Origin of the sequence: Nocardia salmonicida (genome assembly GCF_036142455.1) — a bacterium.
In the GTDB taxonomy this organism is placed as follows: Bacteria; Actinomycetota; Actinomycetes; order Mycobacteriales; family Mycobacteriaceae; genus Nocardia; species Nocardia salmonicida.
The window spans coordinates 258,305-275,446 of sequence record NZ_CP108014.1 but is presented as its reverse complement, the minus strand read 5'-3'; the positions used below and the strand labels follow the sequence as shown (position 1 = coordinate 275,446).

Sequence of the window (17,142 nt, the reverse complement as noted above, 5' to 3'; positions counted from 1 at the left end):
GTGCCTACTTCTTCGGCTTGTCCGAATCCGAGGACAGTGCCGCCACGAAGGCTTCCTGGGGGACCTCGACGCGACCGATGGTCTTCATGCGCTTCTTGCCCTCCTTCTGCTTTTCGAGCAGCTTGCGCTTACGGCTGATATCGCCGCCGTAGCACTTGGCGAGAACGTCCTTGCGGATCGCCCGAATATTCTCGCGGGCAATGATCTTCGCGCCGATCGCGGCCTGGATCGGCACCTCGAACTGCTGACGCGGGATCAGTTCGCGCAGCTTGCTCGTCATCTTGTGGCCGTAGGCCTGTGCGGCGTCGCGGTGCACGATCGCGCTGAACGCGTCGACGGCCTCGCCCTGCAGCAGGATGTCGACCTTCACCAGATCGGCTTCCTGCTCGCCCGCCTCTTCGTAATCGAGGCTGGCGTAGCCGCGGGTGCGCGACTTCAGCAGATCGAAGAAGTCGAAGATGATCTCGGCCATCGGCATGGTGTAGCGCAGCTCGACGCGGGTCTCGGACAGGTAGTCCATGCCGCCCAGCTCGCCGCGGCGCTGCTGGCACAGCTCCATGATCGAGCCGATGAACTCACTCGGCGAGATGACGGTGCACTTCACGATGGGTTCGTACACGTGCCGCGACTTGCCCTCCGGCCAGTACGACGGATTGGTGACGACGTGTTCGGTGCCGTCCTCCATCTCCACCCGGTACACCACGTTGGGCGCGGTGGAGATGAGCTCGAGTCCGAACTCGCGCTGCAACCGCTCGCGGGTGATCTCCATGTGCAGCAGACCGAGGAAGCCACAGCGGAAACCGAAGCCGAGTGCCACCGAGGTTTCCGGCTCGTAGGTGAGCGCGGCATCGTTGAGCTGCAGCTTGTCCAGCGCGTCACGCAGATCTGGGTAGTCGGACCCGTCGACCGGGTACAGACCGGAGTACACCATCGGGCGCGGCTCGCGGTAGCCGGTGAGAGCTTCGGTGGCGCCGTTGCGGGCGCTGGTGACGGTATCGCCGACCTTCGACTGACGCACGTCCTTCACGCCGGTGATCAGGTAGCCGACCTCGCCGACGCCGAGCCCCTGGGTGGGCTTGGGTTCGGGCGAGACGATGCCGACCTCGAGCAACTCGTGGGTCGCGCCGGTCGACATCATCTTGATCTTCTCGCGCGGGGAGATCTTGCCGTCGACCACGCGGATGTAGGTGACCACGCCCCGGTAGGTGTCGTAGACCGAGTCGAAGATCATCGCGCGGGCCGGTGCGTCGGCGTCGCCCACGGGGGCGGGGACGGCCTCGATCACCTTGTCCAGCAGTTCGGTCACGCCGACGCCGGTCTTGCCCGAGACGCGCAGCACGTCGCCCGGCTCGCAACCGACGATGTGGGCCAGCTCGGCGGCGTAGCGATCGGGATCCGCGGCGGGCAGATCGATCTTGTTCAGCACGGGAATGATCGTGAGATCCTTCTCCAGCGCCAGATACAGGTTCGCCAGCGTCTGCGCCTCGATGCCTTGGGCGGCGTCGACCAGCAGGATCGCGCCTTCACAGGCCTCGAGCGCGCGGGAGACCTCGTAGGTGAAGTCGACGTGGCCCGGGGTATCGATCAGATGCAGGACGTAGTCGGTGCCGTCGACCTGCCACGGCAACCGCACGTTCTGCGCCTTGATCGTGATGCCGCGCTCACGCTCGATATCCATCCGGTCCAGGTACTGGGCGCGCATGGCCCGCTCCTCGACCACACCGGTCAGCTGCAACATCCGATCGGCCAGGGTCGACTTGCCATGGTCGATGTGGGCGATGATGCAGAAGTTCCGGATCCGGGACGGATCGGTGAACGTCGTATCGGCAAAACTGGAAGCCACTCCACTCCTCGCGGGGTATAGGCGAACTGCGCCCATCGTCCCATGCGCGCCACCGCGACTGTGCCACCGGTGCGCTCCAAGGGTGGGTCGGCGTTATATTTCAGGGATGGCCAGCAGTTGGAACAGTCTCGGCAAGCAGCTCGGCGTCATCGCCAAGGAGCAGGGGCCCAAAATCGTGCGCAAGCAGGGGCCGCGACTGCTCGAGAAGCTGGTGGACGCCCTAGCGACCAAGTCCGGACCCGCCGTCGCGGTTCGCCCGACGGCCTCGACCCCCGTGCCGACGGCTCATCGCGCCCGCCAGATCGTCTACTGCCCACAGCTCGACGGGCGCGCCGACCCCGGCGAGATCGTGTGGACCTGGGTGCCCTTCGAAGAAGACCCGACCAATGGCAAGGACCGACCGGTGCTGGTGGTCGGACGCGACCGCAAGACCCTGCTCGGACTGATGCTGTCGTCCAAGGCCGACCGCGCACACGACCACAACTGGGTCGGGATCGGCACCGGGCCGTGGGATCACGACGGCAGGCCGAGCTGGGTGCGGCTGGACCGGGTGCTCGACGTCCCGGAGGACGGCATCCGGCGCGAGGGCGCGATCGTCGAGCGCAAGACCTTCGACCTGGTCGCGCACCGCTTGGTCGCCGAATACAGCTGGAGCTGAACGACAATCGACCCCCGACCCGGGTGCACCGGATCGAGGGTCGATTGTTCGGTCGCTAGGTGAGCACGTCCTTGGACCGGCCGAAGATCAGGCCGTAGAGCAGTGCCCCCAATGCCCCGCCGATCAGCGGGAACACGATGAACGCCCACACCTGCCCCATCGCCCCGACCTGATACGGCGCGACGCCGAGGCTGCGCGCCGGGTTCACCGAGGTGTTGTCGATCGGCAACGAGACCAGGAAGACCACGGTGAGGGTGACGCCGATCGAGAGCCCGGCCAGCGGCACGTCGGAGATCTGATCGGTCGAGGCCAGCACCACGAACACCAGCAGCGCGGTCAACATCACCTCGATGATGATGGTGGCCGCCAAGCCGTACCCGTTCTGCACGACGACCTCACCGAGAGGCCCGGTCACCGCCGACGGGCTGTGCGCACCCCAGCCGTTGGCGCCGAGACCGTCGACGGTGCGGTCGTAGGCGGGCAGATTGTTGGCCAACGCGAACAGCACGAGTCCGGCGAGGAACGCGCCGACCAGCTGAGCGATGACGTACCCGACCGCACCGATCGCGCTGATCCGCCCGAGCAGCAGGTGCCCGAGCGTGACAGCCGGATTGACGTGACACCCCGAGATCGGCCCGATCGCGTAGACCAGGAACATCAGCGACAGCCCGAAGGCGAAGGCGACGCCGAGCGAGCCGACCCGATCGCCCGCCAAGACCATGGTGCCGACGCCACAGATCACGAGGATGAAGCTGCCGAGCCCCTCGGCCGCCCACTTCTTCGGCTCGGGGACGACTTCGATTTCGACGAGTTCCTGTGCAGTGGGAGACATCGGCTGCCACCTCTCCGGGAGGAATCAACCCCGCGGCGAGCGGGGTCCGCACGAGCCTCTCGGACACTACGCGAGGCGGGTGACCTCCACAACGACCTCCAGGTCCGTCGAGCCGCCGCCCGAGAACACGCCTTTCAACGGCGGCACGTCCGCGTAGTCACGTCCGACACCGACCGACACGTGCTGTTCGTTGACGGCGAGATTGTTGGTCGGGTCGTATCCCCACCACTGCCCGGTCCACGCCTCGATCCACGCGTGTGACTGGCCCGCCACGGTCTCGCCGATCTCCGCGCCCGGCTTCGGATGCAGATACCCGGATACGTAGCGACTGGGAATTCCCATGCTGCGCAACAACACCAGCGTCAGGTGGGCGTAGTCCTGGCACACGCCACGACGCTCGGCGAAGGCCTCCAACGCCGAGGTGTGCACCGAGGTGGTGCCCGCGATGTAGTCCATTTCCTTGTGCACCCACTCGGCCGCGCGCACCACCGCCTTGGCCGGCTCCTCACCGCGCGAGAGCTGGCGCGCCACGGTCGACAGTTTGCGATCGCGCGGCACATAGGCAGTGGGACTGAGCATCTCGTCGAACCGGTCGATCACCCGCCCGCCCTGCAGTTCGTCCCAGCTCAGTTCCTCGGTGGGTTCGGCGAACGGTTCGGTCTCGACCACCGAGGACCCGGTCACCTCGAGTTCGGTGTGCGGCGCGTGCAGGTCGAAGGCCGTGACCGCGGTGCCCCAGTAGTCGGTATAGCGATAAGCCCTTGTCGCGGGCACGGTTTCGACGCGATTGAGGATCACGTTCTGTCTGCTGTCGGCGCGCGGGGTGAGCCTGGCCTCGTTGAACGAGCGCGTCACAGGCGCGTCGTAGACATAACCGGTGGTGTGCACCACCCTGATCCGCCAACTCATAGCTCTCCCTCTACCTGCACGCGGCTGTCCTGCTTGCTGCGCACATCGGTCCACGCCACCCACGGGGCGGCATGGAAGTACTGGCGTGACACGGCTTCACTGAGCTCGCGGCACGATTTCTGCAGGGCAAGCAGGCGGCTCTGCAGATCTTCCAACAACACTCCCGGCGGCAGGAATTCGAGTTCGCTGCGCGCGCGTCCGAGCACCCGTTGCGCCTCGTGCCGCGCGCCGACGCGGCTGCCGGGACGCTGGTCGAGCTCGGTCAAGCATGCCTCGGCGACCCGCAGCGTGTGGAACACCGAACGCGGGAACAGGCGGTCGATCAGGATGAACTCGGCGACCCTGGCGGCGTCGAGGGCGCCGCGATGGGTGCGTAGGTAGGTGTCGTGCGCACCCGCCGAGCGCAGCACGGTCACCCACGCGGGTGAGGAGGTCTTGTCACCGGCACGCGAGAGCAGCAGTCGCACCATCATGTCGACACGTTCGATGGAGCGCCCGAGCAGCAGGAAGCGGTAGCCGTCGTCGCGACTCAGGGTGGAGTCGGTCAGTCCGGTGAACATCGCCGCCCTGCCCTTGATGTAGGAGAAGAACTCGTGCGGGCCGAGGCCACGCGCTGCCCGCTCCGCCGCGGCCATGCCGTTGTAGGTGGCATTGAGGCACTCCCACATCTCGCTAGAGGTGACTTCGCGTGCGCCGCGGGCGTTCTCGCGGGCCTTGGTGATGGAGTCGCTGATCGAGACACCGTGGTCGTGGCTGTAGGCGACGAGATCGGTGACCGACCACACGTCGAGGCTCAGGCCCTCGGGCGGTTCGATCCCGAGCACCTTCAGCAGCACGCGGGAGGTGCGGTCCGCGTCGACGGTGGCGTCTTCGAGCAGTTGGTGGACTGCCACGTCCAGGATGCGCGCTGTATCGTCGGCGCGCTCGACGTATCGACCGATCCAGTAGAGGGATTCGGCGTTTCGAGCAAGCATTTCCCTATTCCCCGATCAACCGCTGTGTCTGCTGCTGTTGCTGCTGTTGCTGATTGGCCTGCGGCGTGCTGAGTTCGCGACCGAGCTCGAACGAATCCGCTTGCGGCGGTTCGCCGACGAGTTCGGGTCCGGCCAGTTCCCGGTCGACCGACCCCGTACGCCCGGCCAGCACCCAGGTGTCCTTGCTGCCGCCGCCCTGACTGGAGTTCACCACCAGCGAGCCTTCCGGCAGCGCGACCCGAGTGAGACCGCCGGGCAGCACCCAGATGTCGTCGCCGTCGTTGACCGCGAACGGACGCAGGTCCACGTGGCGAGGCGCGAGATCGTCACCGATCTTGGTCGGCACCGTCGAGAGCTGCACCACCGGCTGAGCGATCCAGCCGCGCGGGTCGGCCTTGATCTTGCGCTTGATCGCCTCCAGCTCGCGCGCCGACGCGTCGGGCCCGATCACGATGCCGTAGCCGCCGGAACCCTCGACCGGTTTGACCACCAGTTCGCCGACCCGATCGAGCACTTCCTCGCGTTCGTCGTCGAGCCAGCAGCGGAAGGTGTCGACATTGGGCAGGATCGGCTTCTCGCCGAGGTAGTACTCGATGATCTTGGGCACGTAGGTGTAGATGAGCTTGTCGTCGCCGACGCCGTTGCCGACCGCGCTCGAGATCACCACATTGCCCGCGCGCGCGGCGTTGAGCACCCCGGCGACGCCGAGCACGGAGTCGGGGCGGAAGTGCATCGGGTCGAGGAAGGTGTCGTCGATGCGCCGGTAGATCACGTCGACCTGACGTTCACCCGCCGTCGTGCGCATGTAGACGACGTTGTCGCGGCAGAACAGGTCGCGACCCTCCACCAGCTCGACGCCCATCTGCCTGGCGAGCAGCGAATGCTCGAAGTAGGCGGCGTTGTGTACGCCCGGCGTGAGCACCACCACCGTCGGGTCGACCTCGTTGGGCGCCGCCGAGGCCCGCAGCGCGCGCAGCAGGTGGCCCGGATAGTCGCCCACCGCGCGCACCCGGTGCGAGGAGAACAGATCGGGGAAGACCCTGGCCATCGTGCGCCGGTTCTCCATCACATAGGACACCCCCGACGGCGAGCGCAGGTTGTCCTCCAGTACCCGGAAGTCGCCCTTCTCGTCGCGGACCAGGTCGATGCCGGAGACGTGGATACGCACGCCGTTGGGCGGCACCAGCCCCGCGGCCTCGCGATGGAAGTGTTCACACGAGGTGACCAGCCGCTTGGGGATCACCTGATCACGCAGGATGTTCTGCTCGCCGTAGACGTCGGCCAGGAACAGCTCCATCGCGGTGACCCGCTGTTTTATCCCGCGTTCGAGCTTGGCCCACTCCGCGGCGGCGATCACCCGCGGCACCAGATCCAGCGGGAACGGCCGCTCCTGACCGGAGAGGGAGAAGGTGATGCCCTGGTCGATGAACGCGCGGTCCAGCGCGTCGGATCGTTTGGCCAGGTCATCGACGTCATTGGCCGCCATCGCGGCGTGGATTCCCTTGTACGGTGCCCGTACTTTTCCCGACCCGTCGAACATCTCGTCGAACGCGTCGGCGAAGCGGCCGGGGCCGTACCCCTCGAACAATCCGGTGTGCGTGGCTGTCGGATGGCCGTTCGTTCTCACCATGGCCGGTGATGCAGATCGAGCCGTACTCGGCGCAGTGGTGGAGGTCATGACAAAAACTCTGCATCACCCGGCGGCAGGGTCGTGTGTGACGCAGGTAAATTCTTTGCATCACCTGAAACGGGCGAAATCGGCATCGTCTCCCCGGTCGGAGTGGATCGAGGGCCGATTTCGCCGGGGGATGCCGAGCTGGTAACCTCGATCTTCGGCGCGGTGTTACCCGTAGTTCAGCACCATCTGCTGCATCGTGGGCGCGCGCCCGACGAGCTTTCAAGGAATACCACCCAGCGACAGGAAACCAGAGGATACAGGCGTGGCCAACATCAAGTCCCAGATGAAGCGGATCCGTACCAACGAGGAAGCGCGCAAGCGTAACCAGTCGGTCAAGTCCGCGCTGCGCACCGCGATCCGCAACTTCCGTGAAGCTGCCTCCAGCGGTGACAAGGAAAAGGCTGCTGCGCAGCTGCAGTTCGCGAGCCGCAAGCTCGACAAGGCCGCGTCCAAGGGCGTCATCCACGCCAACCAGGCGGCCAACAAGAAGTCCGCGCTCGCGCTGGCTCTGAACAAGATCTGATCGTCGGCGAGCCTGGCGCTCGCTGGTAATACCTCGCAAGACGCAGCCGCCGTGGCCTCGATGACCACGGCGGCTTTTGTCGTTCCTTCCCACCGGCTACCATTCGCGCCATGTTGACGGTGTACGCGAATCAGACGGTGGTACGAGGCGATGACCTGGCCGAGGTGATCCGCGCGGCGGAGATCCTCGGCATCGGTCTCAAGGTCGAAAATGTGATGGTGCCCGACGAGGAGGGTGGTTACGGCGCCGCGTGGATCGTCACCCGTGAGGACGAAGTTCCCCTCTACGACGAGTGGGAGGGACGCTACGACGATCTCGACGACGCCGACGACGAGGATGTGGACGTCTCGCTCGTCGTCGCCGGCGAGTAGTCAGTTCACGCAGGGCACCTGCCCCGAGGTGATATCGCCGCGGACCGGCTTGCCCGCGTCGGGAGTCTCCGTCTCCGAGGTGGTCGTGCTGGTTCGCCAAGCGCCCGCGGTCGACTCCGACGACCAGGCGGCAGGCGGTTCCGTGCGTTGTCCGGTGCGCTTGGCGGTGGTGGCAGTCGGTACCGGCATACCGAAGGCCGCGGCGATCTCGCGGCGGATCGCGGACCGGTCGACGATGTTCACGTCCTGGCCGTTGATCACGTCGTAGCGCAGCACCGGCAGGGTGCGGAATTCGACCTGCGGATCGTCGGCGGCGCCGAGGGTGCGGACGAATTCGGTCATGTTCCAACCGTCCGACAGCACGATGTTGCGATGCGCCACATCCATCAGCGCCGAGAGCTTGCCCGGGTCGGTGAGCGTGCCCGCGCTACGTAGCTGCCTGGCCACCGAGGTCAGGAACGCCTGTTGCCGGTGCGTTCGGTCCAGGTCACCGTTCTCCAGCCCGTGCCGCTGCCGGACGAAGGCCAGTGCCTGTGCCGGATCCAGCTGCTGGCGGCCCGCGGGGAAATCGGCGCCGGAGAACTCGTCGTCCTTCACCGGCTTGTTCAAGCAGACCTCCACGCCGCCGAGCGCGGCGGCCAGATCGTAGAATCCCCCCAGGGTGACCTCGGCGAATCTGTCGATCGGCACCCCCGTCAGATCCCGGACCGCGGCCACGGTCGAGGCGCGCCCCGCCTCCCTACCCGCCTGTTCCAGCTTCCGCTGATCGGTGACGCCCCGCGCGATCAGCTGGTCCTGCACAGCGGCCTTCTTCAACCCGTACGCCTCCTTGATCTTGGCGTTGGTGTAGCCCGGGATGCCGCTGACCGGCACATAGTCGTCGCGGGGAATCGATACCGCGACGATCTTGTCCATCGCGGCCGGAATGTGTACCAGGATCAGGGTATTGGCGTTGTATCCGCCCTCGTCACCGTCGCCCGCGTGCAGTTGGTCGAGGACTTCGGACGGCAGCTCGTCGCCGTTCTGATCGCGCCGGGTGTCCAACCCGATCAACAGGATATTGAGATCGCCTCCGAGTGAATGCGGTGCGTCGTCACCGATCGCCCGCGACCGCAAGAACCCCGCGTCGAAACTCCCCGCTGTCGACCACCCATACGCCGTGACAACCACCACCGCGGCCGACAACACCGCCGCGACAACCTTCACCACCTGCCGCGCTGTTCGCCCCGCCGAGCCCCGACCGCGTCGACCGCGCCCGCCTCTTCCATCCCGGCTACCACTCGGCTCAACCATCTCATGATCAACTGTGCCAGCCGCGATAGCGACCTGGTATCGCGATTCGATCCCGATTGGATGGAGGTGCGGCGCGCCTGTTCAGTGGGGCCGGGTACCCAGATCCTGGGAAATCCGCAGCAGATAGCCGTCCGGATCCTGCACTGCGAACTGGCGCACCCCGACCTCGTCGGTGGCCCGCCGGTACCAGCGGTCTTCCAACGGGAGGTAGAGGTCCCGGCCGGTCGAGGTGATCGCCGCGTGCAGTTCGGCGACGTCGTCCACGTCGATAGTCAGATTGATGCCTCGCCCGTATGGATGCTCGAGCGGTGCGCGTGGGTAGAGCCGGTCGTGGTCGGTCGGTTGTTCGAGCATGAGATCGACGCCGTCACGTTCGAGGTAGACGAATCGCTCTTCGGGCCGCTCGTATCGGATGCGGAACCCGAGTACGCGGTAGAAAGCCAGGCTGCCCTGTAGGTCCGAGCAGATGAGTTCGGGGATCAGGCGGGGCACCTGGGCTCAGCCGGTGGTGCGGAGGTCGAGGATGCGGGCGAGGGCGTGTTCCACAGCGTAGGTGGCGTCGGCGGCGCCGCCCTTCACGTCGGCGTTGAGGGTGGCGACTACCTGTAGGGCGGTGCCGATGGTGGTGGGGTTCCAGCCGCGGGCTTGGGCCTGGGCTTTTTTGATCTTCCAGGGGGGCATGCCGAGTTTCTGGGCGAGGGCGAACGGGTCGCCTCGGCCTGCCGAGCCGACTTTGGCGATGGTGTGGACGGAGTCGGCGAGGGCGTCGGCCAGCAGGACATGTGGGACACCGCGGTCGGTGGCCCAGCGCAGAGCCTCCATCGCGCCGGGACGGTCGCCGGCGACGGCGAGATCGGCAACGTCGAAGCCGGTGACCTCGGCTCGGCCGGAGTAGTAGCGACGGACCGCGTTCGCGTCGACCTTGCCACCGGTGTCGGACACCAATTGCGAACAGGCGGCGGCCAATTCGCGCAGTTCCGAACCGACGGATTCGAGCAGGACCTGCACGACTTCGGTCGGTACCTTGACCCCGAGCGTCCGAAACTCGCCCCGCACGAACTCCGCCCGCTCGGCGCCCTTGTTGAGCTTCGTGCACTCGTGGACGGTCGCGCCCTTCTTCTGCAGTGCGGGCGCCAGCGCCTTGGCCCGGCCGCCGCCCGAGTGCAGAACCATGAGCACCACACCGTCGGGCGGATCGGCCGCGGCCTCGGTGATCACCGCGACCGCGTCCTTGCCCGCTTCGGCCGCCGACTCGAGCACGATCACCCGGTCTTCGGCGAACAGCGACGGACTGAGCAACTCGGCCAGCTCAGCGGTGCTCGCGTCACCGGCGCGCAATCGATCGACCGGCACCGAATCCGGATCGGGCGCACCGGCCCGCACCTGTGCGGTCACCTTCGCAACCGCACGTTCGACCAGCAGTTCCTCGTCGCCGAGGACCAGGTGCACCGAGGCAGGGCGTTCGCTCACCAGGCGATCCTACGTACGCCCACCGACAACCCGGACACGCGCCACCTCCGGCGATTCACCCCGAAACCATGCCGACGCCATCGGGGCGCGGGTCCGTGGCGCGCAGGTGGCGCGCGTCGGCGGGACGTGACAGTCCGCAGTTCGGAGGCGGGGCCCACGATCACGACGTCACCGTCGACGTCGGTCCGAGCCACGGTGGTGCCGAGCGCGGCAAGGGCGGTGGTCACCGTTGGATGCGGGTGACCGAAGGTGTTGCCTGACCCGGCGCTGACCAAGGCCAGGCGCGGGCGGACAGCACGGAGGAATTCCGCTGTGGTGGTGCGTGATCCGTGATGCGGCACCTTGAGAATGTCCGCCCTGACATCGCCGCCGCGCACGATCCGGTCCTGCGCCTCGGCCTCGATGTCACCGGTGAACAGGATCGTCCCGGCCGGAGTACGAGCCCGCATCACCAGCGACCGATTGTTGGCCTCATCGGCCGCCAAGGATGTCGGCTCCTCCTTGCTCGGCGCCAGCACACGTAGTCCGACTGTCCCGAAGGTCATTTCGTGCCCTGCGTGGAGTTCCATGAGCGGAATACCGGCCGCACCAGCGAGTTGCGCCACCCGCTCGACGCCACCGGAGTCGTCACTGTGGCCGTGCGATTCTCGCTGGGAAACACCGTGGTCCGTTGACCGCCTATCACCCTTCGCCAAGCTCTCCCCCGGGGCTCCACTCGGGCAGACGACCTGATCGCTCCCCGTCCTCGGACGCGTATCGCCACCCACAGTCGGTGCTCCCTTCCTCTGGTGTGAGGCCGCAGCCAGGTGCGGTTCCCCGGACGCGGTCGGTGTCGGTACCGGGGCCGACGTCGGCTCGTGGGTTCGGTTCGCGACGGCGCAGGTTCGGGCGATGGCCGGTCGGAGTTCGCCCGGGGCGGTGGCAATCGCGTCGACGGTGCGGCCGCGGAGGGCGCCTGCGAGTCCGTTGATGTGGTCGGCGTGGGGGTGGGTGAGGACGAGTAGGGGGATGTGGGTGATTCTCAGCCGGTCCAGGCACGCCCGCATCGGGCGAGGATCGGGGCCGACGTCTATGACGACCGCGACACCAGGAGCGACCGACAAGGCCAGGCCATCGCCTTGGCCTACGTCGCACATCGCGAGCACCCACCCTGGTGGCGGCCAACCCGGCTGCACGAAGCGCACCGGGAGCAGCACTATCGATACACCCAACGCCGCTACGGCAAGGAATCTGCGGGTGTGCGACCAGCGCAAGGCTGCCACGACCGCCACGACGACCACTGCCGCGACCGCTCCCCCAGCAGCACCTCCCGGCACAGTGACCGCGGCGCCCGGCACCGAAGCAGCGCGATCGGCGACGCCGAGCAACCACCACATCGGTGGGCGGGCACACCAGAGCACCCATACCGCACCACCACCCCACCCGCACGCCACGACCGCGCCCACCGCACCGATCACCGTGATCAGCCCCACCACCGGTGCGACGAGCGCGTTCGCCACGATCGCCACCAGGCTCACCCGCCCCGACAGGGCGACCATCAGCGGCAGGGTGACGACGAACGCGGCCGCCGATACCCCGACGATCTCCGCGGGTGCGCGCCACCATCCGCGCGCTCGCAACCAGTCCGCCCAGCTGGGCGCCAGCAGAATGAGGCCCGCCGTAGCGATCACGGAGAGTGCGAATCCCGCGCTCACCGCCAATTGTGGTGCGACGGCGAGCAATCCGATCACGGCCGCGCACAGCGCGGGTAGCGCCTGTTTGCGGCGTCCGGTGAGCAGAGCCAGCACTGTCACCGAACCCATCGCTGCCGCGCGCAGTACACTCGGGTCGGGACGCGCGATGACGACGAACAGTACGACGACCCCCGCCGCCGCGGCGGCGCTGATCCGTGGACCTGCCGTGAGCAGTCGGGTGAGTGCCAACAGAGCCGTCAACAGGATCGTGAAATTGGCTCCGCTGACAACACAAAGGTGCTGCAGCCCAGCCACTTCGAACGCGTCACGCACATCTTCTGACAATGCGACGGTATCGCCCACGACGAGCGCGGGCAGCAATCCTGCCGCGGTAGGTGGCAGTGCCGCGGCAGAGGCTTCGACCAGGTCCGATCGCACGTTCGCCGCAACGCGCTGCCACCACGGCGGCTCGCCGATCCGCTCGGGTGCATCGGTGGCGCGCAGCGTGGCAACAGTCAGATCCGCGCGGCTCGGCTCACTGACCTCTGCCCGGAACCGCACCAGCTGTCCAGGCGACAACTCCGCCCATTCGCTTCCCTGCGCGAGCACCACGATCGAACCGCTCGCCTGTGTCCACTCCCGACCCTGACCGAACTCGCGCAGACCCGCGCGAACAATCCACCGTCGCTCGCCACCGAACCCACCGGCGCGCATCGGCTTCGCATCGTCGGTGACGACCGCGAACACACTTACCGAGCGACCGAACGACTCTCGCAGCGGGTGCGACTGGACATGATGCTCCTGCCAAGCACCCGCAGCCGCGAAGCCTGCGCCGAGCAACATCGTCGCCAACCCGGTAACCGCGACAACCCGCCATCGCTCCCGCCGATGCGCCATCGCCCACAACAGCACCACCCACAGCCAGATCGCCACCGCCACGGCACCTACGGCCAACACCGAGCCCGCAACCCACCCCACGGTCACCGCGACGATCGTCGCCACCCAGCACCCGAGCGCCGCGGGCACCAGCCGCATATCGAGCACCTGATGCTCCACCTCGGCACCGACTGCCTCCCCCTGCGCCCCCGCGCTCATCCGCCGATCCCGTTCCGGTCTTCCCACTGCGTGCCAGAACCGCGCTACCCATGTCCGCCGAAGCTTCCCGGTCCTCACTCGCGGCACGGCCCTCGATGCTCGCCGCTCCGCTGACTCCTCCCGAACCGCCTCCTCGCCCAGCGCCGCTCTCATCCGCCGGCCACGTCGTCACGTCTGGACCTGCCGCTGTCCGAATTCCCCGCGGACATGTGTGCGGCGCACTGTGTTTCGCCGAGTCCGATCGCGCATGCCGCAGGAAGCTCGCCAGGCTCTGAAGCCCGGCCGTCCAGCGTTCTCGCGGATCGGTCTGTGGCGCGCAGACTTTCCTGCCGCATGCACGGCCACATCGGGCAGGTCATGCGGTCGCCTCCGCTGCGTCAGCGACCATCTGGTGATCGGTCGCGGTCCAGCAGCTTTCGTGTTGTCCGCTACAGCGCCGAGGCATCATGTCGTCACCAGCTCGCGCAGGCGGGCCAAGCGCGCCGGGCCGATGCCGTCGACCTCGCCGAGTTGAGCGACATCGGTGAAACGGCCGTTGGCAGAGCGCCACGCGAGGATCGCTTTGGCGGTGACCGGGCCGACTCCGGGTAGTGCGTCCAATTCGGCTTCGGTCGCGGTGTTCAGATCGATGCGGGATTCGGCGCCCGAACCACCCCCCGTGCTGGGACCTGCGGAATCAGAACCCACCCTGCTCGGACCCGCACTGTTCGGCGCGGGTGGGGAGGCGCGACCGGCACCGATCATGATGCTGCCGAGGCGTGGTTGTCCGACCTGGGGGTCGGTCGCACCGACGACGACCTGGTCACCGTCGGAAAGTCGTTGGGCCAGGTTCAGCCCTGCCAGATCAGCACCTTCTCGGGTCCCGCCGGCTTTCTCGAGAGCGTCGGCGATCCGAGAACCGTCCGGCAGTCGGTGCAGCCCAGCCCGCTCGACCAAACCGACAACGCTGACAACAACCTCAGCACTCGTACTCGGCCCGCGGCCCGACACAGCCGCAACCGCAACGGTCGGATCGGCTTGCACCGCAATGCTCTCCGCCCGGAGTGCCGGCACCGGTGGCACCGCCCGCGCAACGGGCTGATCGCGCAGCACAATCACGCCGGTCAGCACCACGGCGATGACTCCCACCAGGCCGAGGACTATCACTCCACGACGACCCGGATCCAGCCGTGCTTCACGAAAGCGCTCGGGCACCAGCCGGTTTCGCCCTAGCGAGGCACCATCGTCGAGCCAACCGGGTGTCGCGACCGCTCCCGGCGGCTCGGACGAAGGTGCGAGTTCGTCTTCGTCCCACTGCCCTGCATCGTCGTCGACGCGCGAATCAATCGTCTCGGAACCCCTCCCGGACTCGTGCGGCGGTTGACTGCTCGGTCGTCCTCGCTCGCGGACCGCCAGACCACCCAGCCGCCGCCGTACCCGTTCGTGCTCCTCGTGTCGTGACATAGCAGCGATGCTATGCCGGCGCCGGGCCGGCGAAAACTCGCTGACCTGGGTCGGAAAGAAACCTGTGGATAACTCCGAGCCTGTGGACAACCCACCCTCGGCGGCCCTCGCGCACGAATTCCGGCCTGCCCGGGTGGATACCGTGCGCTCATGGCCGACTCGAAGTACTCAGGTACGTATGGAACTCGCACAACGATTCCGCGACTTCGCACTCCGCGAGGCGCGCGACAATTCCCCGCTCTATCACCGACGGGCCCTGGATATCAGCACGGATCCGGCGACACTGGCGCTGATCGCCGGATTGCCGACGGACAAGCAGCAACCCAACCTGATCCTGGCTGCCGCGCGAGTGAACGGCGCGATCGCGATTCCCTACAGCGAGTTCCGCGAACAGCTGCGCGAGAACTGGCCGGCGATCTCGGCCACGGCACTGACCCGGCGAACGCAGACGAACGAAGCGGGCCGGGCAGCGACCTTACTGCCGGTACTGGCCCGGCTACCCGGGCCCCTGTCACTCATCGAGGTCGGCGCCTCGGCCGGACTGTGCCTGTACCCCGACCGTTTCAGCTACCGCTACGACGGAGCCGCGTTGGATCCGTCCGACGGCCCGTCGCCGGTTGTGTTGACCTGCGAGACGACCGGTCCGGTGGCGATCCCGGACCGGCTCCCCCGAGTTGTCCATCGAGCAGGAGTGGACCTGAACCCGCTCGATGCCGGCGACGAGGACGACCAGCAGTGGTTGTCTGCCCTCGTTTGGCCGGGTCAGGACGAGCGACTGACTCGGCTGCGCGCGGCCTGTGCGATCGCCGCCGCGGATCCCGCGACCATCGCGACCGGCGACTTGAACGAGCAGGTCACCACGCTGGTCCACGAGGCACCACGCGACAGCACGGTGGTGGTGTTCCACAGCGCCGTGCTCACCTACCTCTCACCGCAGGCGCGCGCGGACTTCCGCGCGACGGTGCAGGATCTGCCCTGCCATTGGGTTTCGCAGGAGGGCACCGAGGTGATCGCCTCGCTTGTCGATCGGCTGCCGACTCGCGAGTCGGCAGCGGCCCGGTTGGTGCTCGCCCTCGACGACGAGCCGTTGGCTTTCGCCGGGCCGCACGGCCAGTCGCTGGACTGGTTCGGCCCGGCGTAGCGACCTCAGAGTCGGCGCATCACCGACACGACGCGCCCCAGGATGACCGCTTCGTCGCCGTCGATCACGGAGTAGGCGGGGTTGCGCGGTTCGAGGTGGACGTGGCCGTTGCGGCGGCGATACACCTTGACCGTGGCCTCCTCACCGATCATGGCGGCGACGATGTCGCCGGAGTTGGCTTCTCGTTGACTACGGACCACGACGAGATCGCCGTCACAGATCGCGGCGTCGATCATCGAGTCACCGCGTACCCGCAGACCGAAAACCTCACCGCGGCCGACCAGCTCACGCGGCAGCGTCAGGACGTCGTCGGGGTTGTGCTCGGCCAGGATCGGGGCGCCCGCGGCGATGTCGCCCACGACGGGCACCGACACCGAGGCGTCGGAGTCGGCGGCGGGTGCGCCACGCAGGAACAGGCGCACGTCGATGGGACGAGCCACGGTGGCTGCACGGCGCAGGAAACCGTCCTCCTCCAACGCCTTCAGGTGTTGGGAGACCGCGGATGTGGAGCGCAGGCCCACGGCGTCGGCGATCTCCCGTGTGCTCGGCGCGTAGCCGTGGGCGAGCACCGAATCCCTGATCACGGCGAGGATGTGTTGCCTGCGGGGAGGCAGGTTCGCGGCGTCGAGCTGGTCGAAGTCGTCGTATCCGGTCATCGGGGAATCGTAGATCCCCACGCGATCACCACTTCAGTGCAGGTTCCTCGCGAAACAGTTCGACAACGGCAGAACGTGATACGGCGCGAACAACGGAATCCGGTGATACCCGCTGCGTTCGTAGAAACGCACCGCGTCGGGCTGCAAATGCCCGGTCTGCAGGATCATCCGGGGCCTGCCCGCCGCTCGGACAGCCGCCTCGGCCGCGTGCAGGAGCGCGGTCGCGGTTCCGGTGCCGCGATAGGCGGGGCGGACGAACATCCGCTTGAGTTCCAGATCATCGGAGTTCCACCGCAATGCGGCGTGGCCGGCTGGTTCTGCCGCCGCGTAGGCGACGAAGGTTCGGTGCACGCTGGAAAGATCGACCGCATTGGGCGCGAGCCCACGCTCGGCGAGCTCGAGGTAGGCGTAGCGAGGGCCGACCTCCGCCGACATCTCCGCGCGCAGCGTCTCGGCGTCGGGATGGTCCCAGTCGACTTCGAGTACCCGCAGTGGGAGGTCGGTTCGTGGAGAGGTGGTGCCAGCCATGCCACCTACGGTAGGCACCGGATCGTCGGCACCGAAGGGTTTACCCTCAGCGAGA

The 17,142-nt window shown here is 67.3% G+C and carries 16 protein-coding genes; 4 read left to right on the top strand and 12 right to left on the bottom strand.

What is annotated here, in order from left to right; genetic code table 11:
• Window positions 1-4: 4 nt before the first annotated feature.
• Complete coding sequence (gene lepA / locus OHS03_RS01365; RefSeq protein ID WP_378711386.1) at window positions 5-1,879, bottom strand: translation elongation factor 4; 1,875 nt, start codon at window positions 1,877-1,879, stop codon at window positions 5-7.
• A 70-nt stretch (window positions 1,880-1,949) separates the two neighbouring features.
• On the opposite strand from lepA, the gene OHS03_RS01360 reads away from it, so the two are divergent.
• On the top strand, window positions 1,950-2,501 hold the full coding sequence (locus tag OHS03_RS01360) for a type II toxin-antitoxin system PemK/MazF family toxin (protein WP_056821455.1): 552 nt from the start codon (window positions 1,950-1,952) through the stop codon (window positions 2,499-2,501).
• A gap of 55 nt (window positions 2,502-2,556) precedes the next feature.
• On the opposite strand, the gene OHS03_RS01355 is transcribed toward OHS03_RS01360, so the two are convergent.
• The 4 genes from OHS03_RS01355 to OHS03_RS01340 all read right to left on the bottom strand — a co-directional run bounded on the left by OHS03_RS01355 (window position 2,557) and on the right by OHS03_RS01340 (window position 6,846).
• A complete protein-coding gene (locus OHS03_RS01355; protein ID WP_056821457.1) occupies window positions 2,557-3,333 on the bottom strand; it encodes an aquaporin in 777 nt (258 codons plus the stop codon).
• 66 nt (window positions 3,334-3,399) lie between these two features.
• Window positions 3,400-4,242, bottom strand: a complete 843-nt coding sequence (locus tag OHS03_RS01350; RefSeq protein WP_056821458.1) for a transglutaminase family protein — start codon at window positions 4,240-4,242, stop codon at window positions 3,400-3,402.
• On the bottom strand, window positions 4,239-5,216 hold the full coding sequence (locus tag OHS03_RS01345; protein ID WP_056821459.1) for an alpha-E domain-containing protein: 978 nt from the start codon (window positions 5,214-5,216) through the stop codon (window positions 4,239-4,241). Before OHS03_RS01345 ends, OHS03_RS01350 begins: the two co-directional genes overlap by 4 nt.
• A gap of 4 nt (window positions 5,217-5,220) precedes the next feature.
• A complete protein-coding gene (locus tag OHS03_RS01340; RefSeq protein WP_328664039.1) occupies window positions 5,221-6,846 on the bottom strand; it encodes a circularly permuted type 2 ATP-grasp protein in 1,626 nt (541 codons plus the stop codon).
• Window positions 6,847-7,156: 310 nt separating this feature from the next.
• Here OHS03_RS01340 and rpsT point away from each other — a divergent pair, with 310 nt between their 5' ends.
• Window positions 7,157-7,417: a 30S ribosomal protein S20 gene (gene rpsT / locus OHS03_RS01335; RefSeq protein ID WP_063056037.1), complete on the top strand. Its 261-nt coding sequence runs from the start codon at window positions 7,157-7,159 to the stop codon at window positions 7,415-7,417.
• A gap of 110 nt (window positions 7,418-7,527) precedes the next feature.
• Window positions 7,528-7,788 (top strand): hypothetical protein, encoded by a 261-nt coding sequence (locus OHS03_RS01330; protein ID WP_328660077.1) that lies wholly within the window; start codon window positions 7,528-7,530, stop codon window positions 7,786-7,788.
• Here OHS03_RS01330 and OHS03_RS01325 read toward each other — a convergent pair whose 3' ends face one another.
• From OHS03_RS01325 to OHS03_RS01305, 5 genes are all read right to left on the bottom strand, one after another.
• A complete protein-coding gene (locus OHS03_RS01325; RefSeq protein ID WP_407942447.1) occupies window positions 7,789-8,997 on the bottom strand; it encodes an LCP family protein in 1,209 nt (402 codons plus the stop codon).
• A gap of 165 nt (window positions 8,998-9,162) precedes the next feature.
• Window positions 9,163-9,573: a bleomycin resistance protein gene (locus tag OHS03_RS01320; RefSeq protein ID WP_328660073.1), complete on the bottom strand. Its 411-nt coding sequence runs from the start codon at window positions 9,571-9,573 to the stop codon at window positions 9,163-9,165.
• A gap of 6 nt (window positions 9,574-9,579) precedes the next feature.
• Entirely contained in the window at window positions 9,580-10,551 is a 972-nt protein-coding gene (holA, locus tag OHS03_RS01315) for a DNA polymerase III subunit delta (RefSeq protein WP_328660071.1), read from the bottom strand.
• Window positions 10,548-13,319, bottom strand: coding sequence for a ComEC/Rec2 family competence protein (locus tag OHS03_RS01310; protein WP_328660070.1), 2,772 nt, complete (start codon window positions 13,317-13,319; stop codon window positions 10,548-10,550). Before OHS03_RS01310 ends, holA begins: the two co-directional genes overlap by 4 nt.
• Window positions 13,320-13,763: 444 nt before the next feature.
• Window positions 13,764-14,762: a ComEA family DNA-binding protein gene (locus OHS03_RS01305; protein ID WP_328660068.1), complete on the bottom strand. Its 999-nt coding sequence runs from the start codon at window positions 14,760-14,762 to the stop codon at window positions 13,764-13,766.
• Between the two features lie 178 nt (window positions 14,763-14,940).
• Here OHS03_RS01305 and OHS03_RS01300 point away from each other — a divergent pair, with 178 nt between their 5' ends.
• Window positions 14,941-15,903, top strand: coding sequence for a DUF2332 domain-containing protein (locus OHS03_RS01300; protein WP_328660066.1), 963 nt, complete (start codon window positions 14,941-14,943; stop codon window positions 15,901-15,903).
• A gap of 5 nt (window positions 15,904-15,908) precedes the next feature.
• On the opposite strand, the gene lexA is transcribed toward OHS03_RS01300, so the two are convergent.
• Window positions 15,909-16,559 carry a transcriptional repressor LexA gene (gene lexA, locus OHS03_RS01295; RefSeq protein ID WP_056821840.1) on the bottom strand — a complete coding sequence of 217 codons (651 nt, stop codon included), beginning with the start codon at window positions 16,557-16,559 and terminating at the stop codon, window positions 15,909-15,911.
• 33 nt (window positions 16,560-16,592) lie between these two features.
• Window positions 16,593-17,087: a GNAT family N-acetyltransferase gene (locus OHS03_RS01290; protein WP_056821468.1), complete on the bottom strand. Its 495-nt coding sequence runs from the start codon at window positions 17,085-17,087 to the stop codon at window positions 16,593-16,595.
• Window positions 17,088-17,142 lie beyond the last annotated feature (55 nt).

What these genes read in the sequence shown, in the direction of transcription:
- OHS03_RS01290 (WP_056821468.1), bottom strand. Translation starts at nt 17,087, where the DNA reads ATGGCTGGCACCACCTCTCCACGAACCGACCTCCCACTGCGGGTACTC.
- OHS03_RS01300 (WP_328660066.1), top strand. Translation starts at nt 14,941, where the DNA reads ATGGAACTCGCACAACGATTCCGCGACTTCGCACTCCGCGAGGCGCGC.
- OHS03_RS01350 (WP_056821458.1), bottom strand. Translation starts at nt 4,242, where the DNA reads ATGAGTTGGCGGATCAGGGTGGTGCACACCACCGGTTATGTCTACGAC.
- OHS03_RS01360 (WP_056821455.1), top strand. Translation starts at nt 1,950, where the DNA reads ATGGCCAGCAGTTGGAACAGTCTCGGCAAGCAGCTCGGCGTCATCGCC.
- OHS03_RS01340 (WP_328664039.1), bottom strand. Translation starts at nt 6,846, where the DNA reads ATGGTGAGAACGAACGGCCATCCGACAGCCACGCACACCGGATTGTTC.
- lepA (WP_378711386.1), bottom strand. Translation starts at nt 1,879, where the DNA reads ATGGGCGCAGTTCGCCTATACCCCGCGAGGAGTGGAGTGGCTTCCAGT.
- OHS03_RS01305 (WP_328660068.1), bottom strand. Translation starts at nt 14,762, where the DNA reads ATGTCACGACACGAGGAGCACGAACGGGTACGGCGGCGGCTGGGTGGT.
- OHS03_RS01345 (WP_056821459.1), bottom strand. Translation starts at nt 5,216, where the DNA reads ATGCTTGCTCGAAACGCCGAATCCCTCTACTGGATCGGTCGATACGTC.
- lexA (WP_056821840.1), bottom strand. Translation starts at nt 16,559, where the DNA reads ATGACCGGATACGACGACTTCGACCAGCTCGACGCCGCGAACCTGCCT.
- OHS03_RS01330 (WP_328660077.1), top strand. Translation starts at nt 7,528, where the DNA reads ATGTTGACGGTGTACGCGAATCAGACGGTGGTACGAGGCGATGACCTG.
- OHS03_RS01355 (WP_056821457.1), bottom strand. Translation starts at nt 3,333, where the DNA reads ATGTCTCCCACTGCACAGGAACTCGTCGAAATCGAAGTCGTCCCCGAG.
- OHS03_RS01310 (WP_328660070.1), bottom strand. Translation starts at nt 13,319, where the DNA reads ATGAGCGCGGGGGCGCAGGGGGAGGCAGTCGGTGCCGAGGTGGAGCAT.